The 14,369-nt window shown below is 70.5% G+C and carries 13 protein-coding genes; 7 read left to right on the top strand and 6 right to left on the bottom strand.

Annotation, left to right across the window (positions count from 1 at the left end; genetic code table 11):
* Positions 1 to 112: 112 nt before the first annotated feature.
* Positions 113 to 667 carry a DUF6879 family protein gene (locus tag AB0F70_RS23730; RefSeq protein ID WP_357454326.1) on the bottom strand — a complete coding sequence of 185 codons (555 nt, stop codon included), beginning with the start codon at positions 665 to 667 and terminating at the stop codon, positions 113 to 115.
* Complete coding sequence (locus tag AB0F70_RS23725; RefSeq protein ID WP_357454323.1) at positions 661 to 882, bottom strand: hypothetical protein; 222 nt, start codon at positions 880 to 882, stop codon at positions 661 to 663. Before AB0F70_RS23725 ends, AB0F70_RS23730 begins: the two co-directional genes overlap by 7 nt.
* 270 nt (positions 883 to 1,152) lie before the next feature.
* On the opposite strand from AB0F70_RS23725, the gene AB0F70_RS23720 reads away from it, so the two are divergent.
* Positions 1,153 to 1,428, top strand: a complete 276-nt coding sequence (locus AB0F70_RS23720; RefSeq protein ID WP_357454320.1) for a hypothetical protein — start codon at positions 1,153 to 1,155, stop codon at positions 1,426 to 1,428.
* Here AB0F70_RS23720 and AB0F70_RS23715 read toward each other — a convergent pair whose 3' ends face one another.
* The gene (locus AB0F70_RS23715) at positions 1,429 to 2,046 is read right to left on the bottom strand and encodes a TetR/AcrR family transcriptional regulator C-terminal ligand-binding domain-containing protein (RefSeq protein ID WP_357454317.1); all 618 of its coding nucleotides are present in this window, start codon (positions 2,044 to 2,046) and stop codon (positions 1,429 to 1,431) included.
* A gap of 102 nt (positions 2,047 to 2,148) precedes the next feature.
* On the opposite strand from AB0F70_RS23715, the gene AB0F70_RS23710 reads away from it, so the two are divergent.
* Both AB0F70_RS23710 and AB0F70_RS23705 read left to right on the top strand, forming a co-directional pair.
* Positions 2,149 to 2,724, top strand: coding sequence for an STM3941 family protein (locus tag AB0F70_RS23710; protein ID WP_357454314.1), 576 nt, complete (start codon positions 2,149 to 2,151; stop codon positions 2,722 to 2,724).
* A 92-nt stretch (positions 2,725 to 2,816) separates the two neighbouring features.
* Complete coding sequence (locus AB0F70_RS23705) at positions 2,817 to 3,482, top strand: CYTH domain-containing protein (RefSeq protein WP_357454311.1); 666 nt, start codon at positions 2,817 to 2,819, stop codon at positions 3,480 to 3,482.
* Between the two features lie 15 nt (positions 3,483 to 3,497).
* Here the strand turns inward: AB0F70_RS23705 and AB0F70_RS23700 are convergent, their stop codons facing one another.
* The 3 genes from AB0F70_RS23700 to AB0F70_RS23690 form a co-directional block, all read right to left on the bottom strand.
* A complete protein-coding gene (locus tag AB0F70_RS23700; RefSeq protein WP_357454308.1) occupies positions 3,498 to 4,430 on the bottom strand; it encodes a D-alanyl-D-alanine carboxypeptidase family protein in 933 nt (310 codons plus the stop codon).
* A 211-nt stretch (positions 4,431 to 4,641) separates the two neighbouring features.
* The gene (locus AB0F70_RS23695) at positions 4,642 to 5,688 is read right to left on the bottom strand and encodes a hemolysin family protein (protein ID WP_357454305.1); all 1,047 of its coding nucleotides are present in this window, start codon (positions 5,686 to 5,688) and stop codon (positions 4,642 to 4,644) included.
* Positions 5,685 to 7,178, bottom strand: a complete 1,494-nt coding sequence (locus tag AB0F70_RS23690) for a hemolysin family protein (RefSeq protein ID WP_357454302.1) — start codon at positions 7,176 to 7,178, stop codon at positions 5,685 to 5,687. The genes AB0F70_RS23695 and AB0F70_RS23690 overlap by 4 nt, the downstream gene beginning before the upstream one ends.
* Before the next feature lie 192 nt (positions 7,179 to 7,370).
* On the opposite strand from AB0F70_RS23690, the gene AB0F70_RS23685 reads away from it, so the two are divergent.
* The 4 genes from AB0F70_RS23685 to AB0F70_RS23670 all read left to right on the top strand — a co-directional run bounded on the left by AB0F70_RS23685 (position 7,371) and on the right by AB0F70_RS23670 (position 14,303).
* Positions 7,371 to 8,153 carry a response regulator transcription factor gene (locus tag AB0F70_RS23685; protein ID WP_357454299.1) on the top strand — a complete coding sequence of 261 codons (783 nt, stop codon included), beginning with the start codon at positions 7,371 to 7,373 and terminating at the stop codon, positions 8,151 to 8,153.
* Positions 8,154 to 8,166: 13 nt separating this feature from the next.
* Positions 8,167 to 9,321, top strand: a complete 1,155-nt coding sequence (locus AB0F70_RS23680) for a HAMP domain-containing sensor histidine kinase (RefSeq protein ID WP_357454296.1) — start codon at positions 8,167 to 8,169, stop codon at positions 9,319 to 9,321.
* Positions 9,322 to 9,722: 401 nt separating this feature from the next.
* Positions 9,723 to 13,526 carry a multifunctional oxoglutarate decarboxylase/oxoglutarate dehydrogenase thiamine pyrophosphate-binding subunit/dihydrolipoyllysine-residue succinyltransferase subunit gene (locus AB0F70_RS23675; protein WP_357454294.1) on the top strand — a complete coding sequence of 1,268 codons (3,804 nt, stop codon included), beginning with the start codon at positions 9,723 to 9,725 and terminating at the stop codon, positions 13,524 to 13,526.
* A gap of 87 nt (positions 13,527 to 13,613) precedes the next feature.
* Positions 13,614 to 14,303: a VOC family protein gene (locus tag AB0F70_RS23670; RefSeq protein WP_357454291.1), complete on the top strand. Its 690-nt coding sequence runs from the start codon at positions 13,614 to 13,616 to the stop codon at positions 14,301 to 14,303.
* Positions 14,304 to 14,369 lie beyond the last annotated feature (66 nt).

The following is a 14,369-nucleotide window of genomic DNA, read 5'->3' as shown; positions in this document are numbered from 1 at the left end:
TTGGAGAGCTTGGCCTGGCTGATGCCAGCGGCCTTGGCAGCGTTGACGCCGCTGATCCCGGCGCCAGCACGAAGGTCGCGCAGCGTCGCGGCTAGTGCGGGAAGGTCGGTGGTCATTCGCTCCGAGGGGTCGAGGCGTGGAACTCGCGCCAGTACTGCCGGTGCTCGTCCCACCAGGCGGTGAGCTCGGTTCCCGAGTCCCATGCCAGGTCAGCAATCGCGGCCCAGTGTCCCACGTCCTGCTTGTCGTCCACCGGATCCGCGCCGACGAAACTCCCCTCGTCGTCGTAGTGCATGAGCACCACGTGGCGACGATCGATGAGCCAGAAGTCCTGTGCACCGAGCCCTGAGATGCTGGGACGGTCCACCACCCGGCAGCGTTCGCCGGCGGTGACGTTGTCGAGGTAACCCCACTCGATCGAGCAGCGGCGGTAGTCGGTCAGCGGTTCACTGAGCGCGAGGACGCGACGAGTGATCTGCCCTCGTGCAACCTGCTGACGGATCACGTCGGCCCACGGCCGATGACCGGGACCCGGCTCCCCGTTGAGGTAACGCTCCAACCGGCCCGCGTCCTGGGGGACGTTGAGCACGTCACGCGTCTCCAGGCGAAACAGGTCCGTCTTGTGACGGGAAGCGAAGTACTCCCCGAGCTCGTCCGCATTCAGCACGACGAGACCTCCAGAGCCACAACGTCGGCCGGGTGCACGATCACGGCGGCCTCTCCGTCCGGAAGGTCGAGGTAGGCAAGGGTGTCCGGATCGGTCACGAGCTGACCGGTCACGAGCAGATCGTCACCGTCACGGCGCGAAGGCGTGTCCCACTCCGTCGCGAGCCACGCCGGGATACGCACCGTCCCGTGGGACGCGGTCCGATATCCCTGCACGATGAACGCACCGTCATCAGCGCGGTGGATCGTTGGACAGGTAGTTCCGTTGTCGCAGCTTGAACGCAGAATCTCGGGCATCTTCTGGTCCCCCATCTTTTCCGGCTGATACGGCATCAGACTAGCGCAATCACGTCTCAGATTGAATATTTGCGGTCGGGCATCTGCGAGCGACCGTACTCGGGGCCCCGTCACCCGGCACCAGATGCCGTACGTTCGGCCACAGGACCCACGACGCACCGGGCGTGCAGGGCGAAGAGGGGAACACAGATGGCTCTCGGGACCTACTACTACGTCGTCGAAGGCACCGGCGACAGCCAGTACCTCGCCCAGGTGAAGAACTCCGGGGCGTTCGCGGAGACCGGCACGAGAGTTCTGCGGGTCATCCTGCCCACGGGCGTCACGCACCTGATCAACTCCGGTGCGGACGGCTTCGAGGACGTCCAGTACGGCGTTCTGTCGGTCCGGTCCTCGGCGGAGGGACCGGTGTTGCGGTACTACCGCGACTGGGCCCTCTCCGAGCGGGTGCCGTTCGACGGCAAGTAGTCAGGACCGGCCCCGCGAGCGTGGCGGGACCTCGAACCCCAGCGTCCGCAGCACCCGCCAGAAGTACGCGGCGACCTCCTCGGCCGACACGTCGTCGGGATAGTTCGTGAGGTGGACCGCCACGGCGCCCGTGAGCATCGCCTGGACCATCTCGACGTCGGCATCCGCCGCCAGCTGACCCTCCTCCCGCGCGCGGATCACCAGGTCGTGGACGCTCTGGTCGCGCGAGCCGGCGCTCGCCGCGCGGAAGGCCGCCCACAGCTCCGGGTGCTCACGCGGCACCGACATCATGCGGCGCAGCAGTATCCGAGACCGCGGCTCGCTCAGCCCGGCCGACCAGGTAGCGACCAGGTCGGCGAGGCTCGGCTGGTCGGGGACCTGGAAGGAGACGAGCACCGCCGCCTCGTTCGCCACGAGGGCGGCGACGGCCAGGTCGTCGCGCGTCGCGTACCGGCGGTAGACGGTGGTGCGAGCGACCCCCGCGCGCCTCGCCGCCTGATCGATGCTCACGCCCTCGACGCCCGCCTCCGCGATCAGGTCGAGGGCCGCCGCCAGCACGGCGTCGTCCGCTCTCAGGTCGCGCGGCCTGCCCGGGGGCCGGCGCTGTTCGCTCCTCACCCCGAAACGATACGTGCGTGTAGCGAATCAGGACGGGTCGAGCGGTGAACCTGTCAGGCGAGCCCGCTACCGCTCGAACCACGGTGCAGCTACTGTCCCGGTATGCCCGACGAGTCCGTGGACTTCTATCCGTCCCGTGCGCACGTTCTCATCCTCGCCCTCACCATCCTCGCGCTGGTGGTGCTGTGCGCGGTAGCCGCCCGTCTCGGCTTCGACGCCGCACAGACGAGCGCAGCACCGGCCGCGCTGGCCGTCGTCTCGCTGAGCGCCATCGGCGTCCTGGTCTTCACCGGCCTGGGCCTCATCGTCGTGCGCCGCCTGCTGCTGCCCACCTGGCCCGTGCTCACGCTCGACGGCGAGGGGCTGACCGACTGGCTCCCGAACCTCGGCGTCGAGCAGGTGCTCTGGACCGAGGTCACCGGCGTCCGCGAGGCCCGGCTGGCCTTCCGGCGGGTCCTCGCCGTGGACGTCGCGGACCCGAGGGCGGTGGTCGCGCGCCAGCGGACGTTCGTCCGGCGTATCGCCGCCTCGGCCAACATCGCCCTGGTCGGCACGCCGGTCGTGCTGAAGCCCGGGAGCATCGACAGCCGCCACGAGGCGATCGCCGCGGCCCTGAGCGAGTTCGTGGGCGACAGGTTCGTGGGCGGCAGGGCGCAGCGCACCGAGCCGGTTGCGTAGACTTCTTGAATCATCCGCGGACAACCATCTGCGGAACGGTACGTACGAGAAGCACCTACCGAGCATCAGCTGCCGATGGCGAGGGACCTCACATGAGCGATGATCGCTTCGACGAGCCCGCCCCGGCCGACGCCGACCGCGGCTACGCCGACTTCGAGTTCGAGCGCCGGTTCTTCGTGCGCGACCTCCCGGCCGAGCTCCGGGACGCGCCGGCCCTCATCGTCCAGTCGTACTTCCTGGCCGACGACGGTTACGCCCTCCGGGTCCGCGTCCAGGCCGGTGACATCGACGCTGACCTGACCGGCGACACCGACCCCGCGGAGATCCTGCGGGCGCACGTCGCGGACATCGACTTCGCAGCGGTCACGGTGAAGGGGCCCGCGGTGGGTGGCACCCGCTACGAGGCGGAGCGAGAGCTGGACCCGAGCATCGGCGTCGAGCTGGTCCGCCGCGGCGGGGCACCGATCGTCAAGGTCCGCTACGCCGTCTGGCTCGGGGCTGACGGCTGGTCGATAGACGTCTTCGGTGGTGCCAACCACCCGCTGGTGGTGGCCGAGTGCGAGCGTTCGGGCCCGGTCACGGGCCTGCAGATCCCGGACTTCTGCGTCACCGAGATCACCGACGACCGCCGGTTCTCCAACGAGTCGCTCGCCATGGAGCCCTACAGCGCGTGGGCACCGTTGTTCGCCGCCGAGCTCGCGAGCGATGGTCCGGTGTTCCGCCAGGACTTCGGACCGAACACCCACCTGCGCTTCTGATGCGCCTCTAGACCGTCAGCCCTGCCACTCGCCCTTCTCGACGACGCCCGACACGAACTCCCAGTGCCACGGCTCGTACTTGCTCCCGCCGAGCTGGGCCCACGAGGGGTTCTGCCAGCCGTAGGACGGGGCGTTGGCCCAGAGCCACGAGAAGACCTCGCTGTCCCCGGTCTCCTTCGAGCAGAGGTCGATCGCGAGACCCCATCCGTGCATGGACGTGCCCGGCGAGGCCGCGAAGTACCCCCTGGAAGCCTTGAGCTCGTACTGCGTGTCCAGGTCGCGGTAGCTCGCCACGAGGCACATCTCCCGGCCGAACGACGCACGGAACGCCTCGTTGAGCGCGCTGAGCGACATCGCGGCGTCGGGCCGCAGGTACTCCCCCGCCTGCCACAGCTCGCACAGGGAGTGGTCCGCGAGCGCACCGTTGGTGCCCTCAACGAGAGCGCTGACGTCGCAGTCCGGCAGCGGGCTGCGGTCGAGCGAGCGGCTGGCGGCCGACTCGGGCCGGGTGATCGCCTCGGCCCGGACCACGGCCCCGGAGGTCTTCGGGCGTTCGACGGGCTGCGTCACGAGGTCGAGCACGTTCGGCCCGGTGTGCGGCGCCTCGACGTCGAACGGGGACTCGCCGGACTCCGCGGTGCCATGTACGAACGGTGCGGCGATGGTCGCCGCGGCCAGCGTGCCGATCACTGCCGCCCGGGAGACGATCCGCTGCCCGGCAGGCACGGACGACGTCGCTCTGACGACCCGGGTGACGGGCCGGGCGAGGGCCCCGGTGACCACCTGCTCGAACGACGTGGCACTCCGGGTCGCCGCCGGTTGGGTCGCCCGCGCCGGCGTCGGCTGGATCTGCGGACGCGGGGCCCGCGCTCCCTGGGCCCGCAGCACGTGTGCGCGCAGGGCCTGAGCCTGTTGCTCCTGCGCCTCGCGCCGGGCGCGGCGTGTCATGGGCGCAGGCTGCAGGCTCGTTACAGCCGTGGACTCCACTGATCCTCCGTCGTCGAGTGTCCGCGGCCCCTCGCGGTGTCTATGTCGCACGAGACACTAACCGGGGCCGGGCCGCCTGCCAAGCCCCACCGGAACATCGCCCGACCTGCACATGACGTGATCACTACCTGTCCATGCCTTCCCGACGCCCTCATCTCAACGGCGCCGGACCTCAACGGCGCTGCATCGCATCGCGCACCTCGCCCACCAGCTCCTCCAGGATGTCCTCGAGGAAGACGACGCCGAGGACCTGGCCCTCGGTGCCCTCGACCCGAGCGAGGTGCGACCCGGAGCGCTGCATGACCCGCAGCGCGTCCTCGACCTCGTCGTCAGGCCCTACGGCGGCCAGCGCGCGGACCCGCCACACGGCCACCGGCTCGAACCGGGCGGGCCCTGTCGCGTAGAGGACGTCCTTGAGGTGCAGGTAGCCGACCAGCTCGTCGCCGTCGTCGCCGTGCGTCACGACGGGGAACCGGCTGAAGCCGTGCTTCGACACCAGCCGTTCGACGTCGTCGGGCGTGCTGTTCTCGTCGACGGCCACCAGGCCGCTGACGGGCACCATGACGTCGCTCGCCGTGCGGTTGGAGAACTCGATGGCGCCGGTCAGGAGGCCCTGCTCGTCGCGCAGGACGCCCTCCGCCTGCGAGTGCTCCACGATGGACTGCACCTCCTCCGCGGTGAACGCGGAGGCGACCTCGTCCTTGGGCTCGACGCCCGCCAGCCGCACTGCGTGGTTGGCGATCCAGTTCAGGCCGCCGATGACGGGACGCAGCACGCGGGCGAGGAGCACCAGCGGCGGCCCGAACCACATGACCGCCCGGTCCGGGCCGGACACCGCGAGGTTCTTCGGCACCATCTCGCCGAGCACCACGTGCAGGTACACGACGAGGGACAGCGCGATGACGAGCGCTATCGGGTGGGTGAGGTCGTCGCTCACCCCGATGCTGTGCAGCGGACCCTCGAGGAGGTGCGCGAGCGCGGGTTCCGCGACTATGCCGAGGCCGGTGGAGCAGACGGTCACGCCGAGCTGGGCGCAAGCCAGCATGAGCGACACGTGCTCCATCGCCCACAGGACGGTGATGGCCCGCCGGTCCCCTGCCGCGGCGAGCGGCTCGATGGCGCTGCGGCGCGCGGAGATGACGGCGAACTCCGCGCCGACGAAGAACGCGTTGCCTGCGAGCAGCACGAGGCCGACGATCAGTGCAGTGGTCGTGCTCATCGGCTCGTCCCCTTCTCGCTGCGCGTCCGGTCGGCCCTGACCCGGTCCGGCCGGGTCCGGTCGTTCCGGGCCCGGTCGTCGCCTGGCCGGTCGTCGGGCAGCGGGCGAACCCGCACCCGCTCGACGCGGCGCCCGTCCATGGCCTCGACGCGCAGGGTCACGCGGGCGGCCGCGGTCCCTACCGTGACCTCGTCGCCGACGGCGGGCATGCGACCGAGCTCTGCCATGACGAGGCCGCCGAGCGTCTCGTACGCGGCCCCCTCCGGAACCTGGATCGCGGTGTACTCGACGAGCTCGTCCGGGCGCAGCACGCCCGGCACTATCCACGACCCGTCGGCGGCACGGGCCGCGCCCGCCCGTCGGGGGTCGTGCTCGTCCGCGACGTCGCCCACCAGCTCCTCGACGACGTCCTCCAGCGTGACGACGCCGGAGGTGCCGCCGTACTCGTCGACGACCACCGCCATCTGCATACCGAACCCGCGCAGCTCCACGAGCAGCGGGCCCAGGCGCACCGTCTCCGGGACGCGGGGCGCGTCCACCATGAGGGCGGCCGCTGGCACCTCGCTCCGGCGGTCGTGCGGCACGCCGACCGCACGCCGCAGGTGGACGAGGCCGACGACGTCGTCCCGGTCCTCCCCGATCACCGGGAACCGCGAGTGCCCGGTGCGGCGGGCGAGCGCGACGACGTCCTCCGCCGTCGCCGTCCGGTCCAGCACCGACATGCGCAGGCGGTCGGTCATGACGTCGCGCGCGCTCAGCGTGTCCAGCTCGATCGAGTTGGTGAGCAGCGTCGCGACGGACTCCTCGAGCGTGCCCTCCTCTGCCGAGCGGCGCACCAGCGAGGCCAGCTCGGACGCGGACCGGGCTCCGGACAGCTCCTCACGCGGCTCGACGCCGATGCGCCGCAACAGGGCGTTGGCGGAGCCGTTGAGCACGGCGATCAGCGGCTTGAACGTGATGGTGAACACCCGCTGCACCGGCACGACCACGCGTGCGGTGGCCAGGGGTGCCGAGAGCGCGAAGTTCTTGGGGATCAGCTCACCGCACACCATCGAGAACACGTTGACCAGCACGACGGCCAGGACACCGGCGAGGCCGGCGGAGACTGCTGTCGGCACGGACGTCGCGCCGAACCCTGCCGAGAGCAGGGAGTTCAGCGCCGGCTGGGCCGTGTAGCCGAGCAGGATGGTGGTCAGCGTGATGCCGACCTGGGCGGAGCTCAGCTCGGTCGACAGGTGGCGCAGCGCGGTGCGCACGCTGCGGTCCCGCATGCTCTGGCCGAGTGCGGGCCGGGCGGAGTGGGTGGACCGAGGGCTGCCGGAGGACTGGGGGTCGGACCGGGTCCGGCCGGGTCTGTCCCCCTCCGAGTCGTCGGAGTCACCGATCACCGCGGGGTCGATGGTGACGAGGGAGAACTCCCCGGCCACGAAGACAGCAGTACCTGCTGTGAGAAGGACGCCGACGGCGACCATGATCCAGTCGCCGGTCATCTCGCGCTCCGGAGGGCATTCGGGGGGTCTGGATTCTTCCAGGATCTTCGGTCGGGATATCGCTCGATCATCGTGCGATAGATCGTACCGGGATCGTCCTGGAAGGGCTGCGCGCATGAGCCACCGGGCGCGCGGACACGCAGTCAGGCCGTTATCAGGGTCTTATCAGGTAGGTACGGGCATGATTGACCTATGTCATCTGGTAACCCCCAGCCGTCTGGGGCCTCGCAGCAGCCCGGTCCGGCGTCGGCCGCAGCCACTACCGGTCAGCAGAGCGCGACCGTGCTCGTAGTGGAGGACGAGCCGACGATCGCGACCGCCATCGCTCAGCGGCTGTCCGCCGAGGGCTGGCGGGTCGAGGTCGCGCGCGACGGCTTGTCCGGCGTCGACGCCGCCTCACGGCTGCGCCCCGACCTCGTGGTGCTCGACGTGATGCTGCCAGGCATCGACGGGCTCGAGGTCACGCGGCGCATCCAGGCCGAGCACCCCACGCCGATCCTCATGCTCACCGCGCGGGACGACGAGACCGACATGCTGGTCGGCCTCGGCGTCGGCGCGGACGACTACATGACCAAGCCGTTCTCGATGCGCGAGCTCGTGGCCCGGATCAAGGCGCTCCTGCGCCGCGTGGACCGTGCGGCGCAGGCCGCCGCCACGACGCCGGCCGACCCGCCCATGATGATGGGCGACGTCACGGTGGACCGCGCCCAGCGCCGCGTCTACCGCGGCGGCGAGGAGGTCCACCTGACTCCTACCGAGTTCGAGCTGCTCGTCATGCTCGCCGGGTCGCCCAAGACCGTGCTCACGCGCGAGCGCCTGCTCGCCGAGGTCTGGGACTGGGCGGATGCCAGCGGCACGCGCACCGTGGACTCCCACATCAAGGCCCTGCGCCGCAAGCTCGGCCCCGACCTGATCCGTACAGTGCACGGCGTCGGGTACGCGTTCGAGCCGCCCGCCAACCAGGCCAACCAGTAACCGAGGCGTTTCGATGAGACCGCACGTACCCCGCGTCCCCGACGTGCGGCCGCTGGACCCGCTGCGCTCGCTCAAGATCAAGCTGGGCGTGCTGGTGGCGGTGACGGTCTCGGCGGCGGTGCTGATCACGTGGCTCGGTCTGCAGGCATCCCTGGGGCCGAGCCGCACCTTCCCCCTGGCCATCATCCTGTCGCTGCTGCTCACGCAGGTCCTGGCCCGCGGTATGACGTCGCCGCTGCGGGAGATCACCGAGGCCGTCGAGGCCATGGCGGACGGCGACTACACCCGCCGGGTGCGCGCGACGAGCAGCGACGAGGTCGGGCAGCTCGCGCACGCCTTCAACCGCATGGCCGAGGACCTGGCCTCGGTCGAGCAGACCCGCCGCGACCTGATCGCCAACGTGTCGCACGAGCTGCGCACCCCGGTCGCCGCGCTCAAGGCGCAGCTGGAGAACATGGTCGACGGCGTCGTCCAGCCCACGCCGTCCGCGCTGGAGCAGGCGCTCGCCCAGACGGACCGGCTCACCCGGCTCGTCACCTACCTGCTTGATCTCTCGCGTATCGAGGCGGGCGCCTCGGCGCTCAACGTGGGCAAGATCGCCGTCGGCGACTTCCTCGAGGACTGCGCCGAGGACCTCTCGATGGTCGACGCCGCCAAGGACCTCCACTACGTCGTCGACGTCACGCCGGAGGACCTCTCCATCGAGGGCGACGCCGAACGCCTCCACCAGGTGGTCATGAACCTGCTGCAGAACGCGATCCGGCACTCGCCGCCGGGCGGCGTCGTCCGCCTGGACGCCTACCCCGTTGACAGCACCGAGGGCGCCGACGTCGTGCTGGAGGTCAGCGACGAGGGTCCCGGTATCGCCGCAGCGGACCGCGAGCGGATCTTCCAGCGGTTCGTGCGCGGCACCGGGTCGACGGCGGACCGGACCGACGGCAGGGGCCGGAACGGGTCCTCCGACGACACGTTCGGCGGCAGCACTGTCGGGAGCACCGTCGGGTCGAGCGGGGGCACCGGGATCGGCCTGGCCATCGTCCGCTGGGCGGTCGAGCTGCACGGCGGGCACGTCCAGGTGGTCGACTCCGACCGGGGCGCGACGATGCGGGTCACCCTCCCGGCGCGGGCGCACCCGGCACCGGGCGTCTCCACCACGCACGCGGACTGATCACACGGACCGACCCGGTCGCCTCCCGTGAGAAACGGAGAAGCCTAGGGGCGCGAGCGGTCAGAGCGTGAGACGGAGTCCCGTGATTTCTGTCACACGCCCCAAAGATTGGCCGCCCCATACGGAGCGCCGTAACGCCGCGTTGGGGACTTCCAGGCCGAACGTTGCCCGGGTTTTGCTCAGCGTGCGATAAACATGACGAACCAACTTCTTTGGCGCCGTCGTGCCCCGCAGGGCCCGTGCGGCCAAGCCCACCGGCGGGCGATAAGGGCCTACCCTTGGAGGGTCCGAAAACATTCGGGCTTCGCGTGCTGCGACAAGGGTGGCGCGCGACGAACGCAACTGTGGTGAAGGTGGGCGATCCGCGCGTGTCCCCTAAGGCTGGTTCAGAGTCGATCAGCGTGGCGAGCTCGTCATTCGGAGCCAACGAATGGCTTGTCGACGAGCTCTACCAGCAGTACCTCAAGGACAAGAACGCGGTAGACCCCGCGTGGTGGGACTTCTTCGCCGACTACACCCCCGGCGAGAACGGCTCCACCAAGGACGGCGCACCGGCGGCGGCTCCGAAGGCTCCGGCCGACGCAGCGCCGGCCGACGGGGCTCCAGCCGGCGCAGGTGCGGCCCAGGCAAGCCAGGCGTCCGCTCCGGCGGCCCCCGCCGCGGCTCCCGCCCGGCAGTCGGCCACCCCGGTGACCGGCGGCACCGCCGCCTCGGAGGCAGCGCAGAAGGTGCGTAAGAAGCGCCTGCCCGCCGACCCCAAGGTCAACCCGGCGAACCCGATCGCCACCCCACCCACCACGCACTACGCGGACACGTTCGAGCGCCCCGTGGCGCACCCGGACGCCGTCGACGACATCCAGAAGCTGCGCGGCCCCGCCGCGCGCGTGGTCACGAACATGGAGGCCTCGCTCGAGGTCCCCACCGCCACCTCGGTGCGCGCCGTGCCCGCCAAGCTGATGGTCGACAACCGCATAGTCATCAACAACCACCTCAAGCGTGGTCGCGGCGGCAAGATCTCGTTCACGCACCTCATCGGCTTCGCGCTGGTCGAGGCGCTGGCCGACATGCCGGTCATGAACGCGCACTACGAGCCGGTGGACGGCAAGCCGGGCGTGAACCAGCCCGCGCACGTGGGCTTCGGTCTCGCGATCGACATGGCCAAGCCGGACGGCTCCCGCCAGCTGCTCGTGCCGAGCGTCAAGAAGGCCGAGGAGCTCGACTTCGCCGAGTTCTGGGCTGCCTACGAGGAGCTCGTCCGCAAGGCCCGCGGCAACAAGCTGGCCGTGCCGGACTTCCAGGGCACCACGATCACGCTGACCAACCCCGGCGGCATCGGCACAGTGCACTCCGTGCCGCGCCTCATGCAGGGCCAGGGCACCATCGTCGGCGTCGGCGCCATGGACTACCCGGCGGAGTTCGCCGGCGCGTCCGAGGAGCAGCTCGCCCGGATGGGTATCTCGAAGGTCATGACGATCACGTCGACCTACGACCACCGCATCATCCAGGGCGCCCAGTCCGGCGAGTTCCTCAAGATCATCTCGGAGAAGCTGCTCGGCCTGGACGGCTTCTACGACCGCGTCTTCGCGGCGCTGCGCGTCCCGTACGAGCCCGTCCGCTGGGTGCGTGACAACACGGTCGACGCCGACGTCGAGGCCGCCAAGCCGGCCAAGATCGCCGAGGTCATCCAGTCGTACCGCTCGCGCGGCCACCTCATGGCGGACACCGACCCGCTCGCCTACCGGCAGCGCAAGCACCCCGACCTGGACATCCAGAACCACGGCCTCACGCTCTGGGACCTGGACCGCACGTTCCCGACTGCGGGCTTCGGGCCCAAGCCCAAGGCGACGCTGCGCGACGTCCTCGGCCTGCTGCGTGACTCGTACTGCCGCACCATCGGCATCGAGTACATGCACATCGCCGACCCGGGTCAGCGCAAGTGGCTCCAGGAGCGCCTGGAGGCGGGCTACGCCAAGACGCCGCGCGAGGACCAGCTGCGCATCCTGCGCCGGCTGAACTCCGCCGAGGCGTTCGAGACGTTCCTGCAGACCAAGTTCGTCGGGCAGAAGCGCTTCTCGCTGGAGGGCGGCGAGTCCCTGATCCCGCTGCTCGACGCGATCCTGTCGCGCGCCGCCGAGGGCGGCCTCGACGAGGTCGGCATCGGCATGGCCCACCGCGGCCGCCTGAACGTGCTGGCGAACATCGCGGGCAAGAGCTACGGCCAGATCTTCAAGGAGTTCGAGGGCCAGCTCGACCCCAAGAGCGTCCAGGGTTCCGGCGACGTGAAGTACCACCTCGGCACCGAGGGCACCTTCACGTCGGAGTCCGGCGCCACCACGCGCGTCTACCTCGCTGCCAACCCGTCGCACCTCGAGGCGGTCGACCCGGTGCTCGAGGGCATCGTGCGCGCCAAGCAGGACCGCATCGACCTCGGCGGCGACGGCTTCTCCGTGCTGCCGATCCTGGTGCACGGCGACGCGGCCTTCGCGGGCCAGGGCGTCGTGCCAGAGGTGCTGAACCTGTCGCAGCTGCGCGGGTACCGCACGGGCGGCACGATCCACGTCGTCGTCAACAACCAGGTCGGCTTCACCACCGGCCCGACGGCGTCGCGCTCGACCACGTACGCGACCGACGTCGCCAAGGGCTACCAGGTCCCGGTCATGCACGTGAACGGCGACGACCCGGAGGCCGTCGTGCGGACCGCCGAGCTCGCCTTCGCGTTCCGCGAGCAGTTCGGCCAGGACGTCATCATCGACCTCATCTGCTACCGCCGCCGCGGGCACAACGAGGGCGACGACCCGTCGATGACGCAGCCGCTCATGTACAACCTCATCGAGACCAAGCGTTCGGTGCGCAAGCTGTACACCGAGAACCTGGTCGCCCGCGGTGACATCACCGTCGAAGAGGCCGAGGGCGCGCTGCAGGACTACCAGTCGCAGCTCGAGCGGGTCTTCACCGAGACCAAGTCGGGCTTCACGCCCGCACCGCAGACGGAGCACCTCGCCGGCCTGGAGCGCCCCGAGTCCCAGCGTGAGGACGCCGGGACGATGGTGGGCTGGCAGACGGCGATCTCGCCGGAGATGCTGCAGCGGGTCGGCGACGTGCACACCACGCCGCCCGAGGGCTTCACGATCCACCCGAAGCTCGCGCAGATGCTCGAGAAGCGCCAGCTCATGGCGAAGGAAGGCGGCATCGACTGGGGCTTCGGCGAGCTCGTCGCCTTCGGCTCGCTGCTCGACGAGGGCACCCCGGTGCGCCTCGCCGGGCAGGACTCCCGCCGCGGCACGTTCGTGCAGCGGCACGCGGTGCTGCACGACCGGGAGACCGGCGCCGAGTGGACGCCGCTGCTGTACATGTCGGGCGACCAGGCCAAGTTCTGGGTCTACGACTCCTCGCTGTCGGAGTACGCCGCACTCGGGTTCGAGTACGGCTACTCGGTGGAGCGCCCGGACGCCCTGGTGCTCTGGGAGGCGCAGTTCGGCGACTTCGTCAACGGCGCCCAGACGGTGATCGACGAGTTCATCTCGTCCGCCGAGCAGAAGTGGGGTCAGTCGTCGTCGGTGGTCATGCTGCTGCCGCACGGCTACGAGGGCCAGGGTCCGGACCACTCGTCCGCCCGCATCGAGCGGTTCCTCCAGCTCGGCGCGGAGAACAACCTGACGATCGCGCAGCCGTCCACCCCGGCGTCGTACTTCCACCTGCTGCGCCGCCAGGCGTACGCCCGTCCGCGCCGTCCGCTCGTGGTGTTCACGCCGAAGCAGCTGCTGCGCCTCAAGGCGGCGGCCTCCTCGGTGGAGGACTTCACGTCGGGCACGTTCCAGGAGGTCATCGCGGACTCGGTGGCCGACCCGGCCAAGGTGAACCGCGTGCTCCTGTGCACGGGTCGCGTGTACTACGACCTCCTCGCCGAGCGCACCAAGCGCGGCGACGAGGGAGTGGCCATCGTCCGCCTCGAGCAGCTGTACCCGTTCCCGGAGGCGCAGCTCCGCGCGGAGCTCGCCAAGTACGACGGCGCCGAGCTGGTCTGGGTGCAGGACGAGCCGCAGAACCAGGGTGCGTGGGGCTTCATCCACCTGGCCCTGCCGCTGGACATGCCGTACGTCAAGGTGGTCTCCCGCCCGGCGTCGGCATCGACGGCCGCTGGTACCGCCAAGCTGCACCAGGCGCAGCAGAAGACGCTCCTCGAGCAGGCCTTCACGCGCGGCTGACAGCTGCGTGAGAGGCGGGCATCCCTTCGGGGGATGCCCGCCTCTCTTGCTCTCCCGAGCCGACGTCGCTCGCCGTACGCTGGCGTGATGGCAGACGCAGCCCTCAAGGACCTGGTCATCGACGCCACCGACGGGCCGACGCTCGCCGCCTTCTGGTCAGCGGCCCTGGGGCTCAGATCGCGGCCGGCCGGCGACTCCGCGGCCGAGTTCGTGCTCGAGGACGACGTCCCGGAGCACACGGTCTGGATCAACCAGGTCCCCGAACCGCGCACCGTGAAACAGCGGGTGCACCTGGACCTGCACGCCACCGTCGACGAGCTCCGGGCGCTCGGCGCCACGCCGGAGGTCGCGCGCGAGGACTGGACGGTCATGCGCGACCCCGAGGGCGGCGAGCTCTGCGCGTTCCCGCGCCGGTCGGCGGCGGTGGGCGGCTATCGCCTCTACGCGCTGGTCGTGGACTCCGCCGACCCGGCCTCCGCAAGCGCCTGGTGGGGAGAGCGGTTCGGCGTGGAGCCGAAGCGGTACCCCGACCGGCCGTGGTACCGGCTGGAGCCCGGCGGCGGGCTGCCCTGGCTGATGCTCTTCATCCCGGTACCCGAGCCGAAGACCGTGAAGAACCGCATCCACTGGGACGTGTGGGGCGAGACCGAGCGCCTTCTCGACGCGGGCGCCACGCTGCTCATGGGGCGTGCCGACTCCCCCGACCCGCATGTGTTCTGGGACGTGCTCGCCGACCCGGAGGGCAACGAGTTCTGCGTCTTCCGCCCGGAGCGGTGACGCGCCCCGGAGGGGTCCGCCCGAGACGAGAAGGGGTGGGCCGGTAGTCCGGCTCACCCCTTCTCA

Source organism: Promicromonospora sp. NPDC023805 (assembly GCF_040639635.1).
Lineage (GTDB): Bacteria > Actinomycetota > Actinomycetes > Actinomycetales > Cellulomonadaceae > Promicromonospora.
The sequence above is the reverse complement of the archived record's forward strand: the minus strand, read 5'-3'. Positions and strand labels throughout refer to the sequence as shown.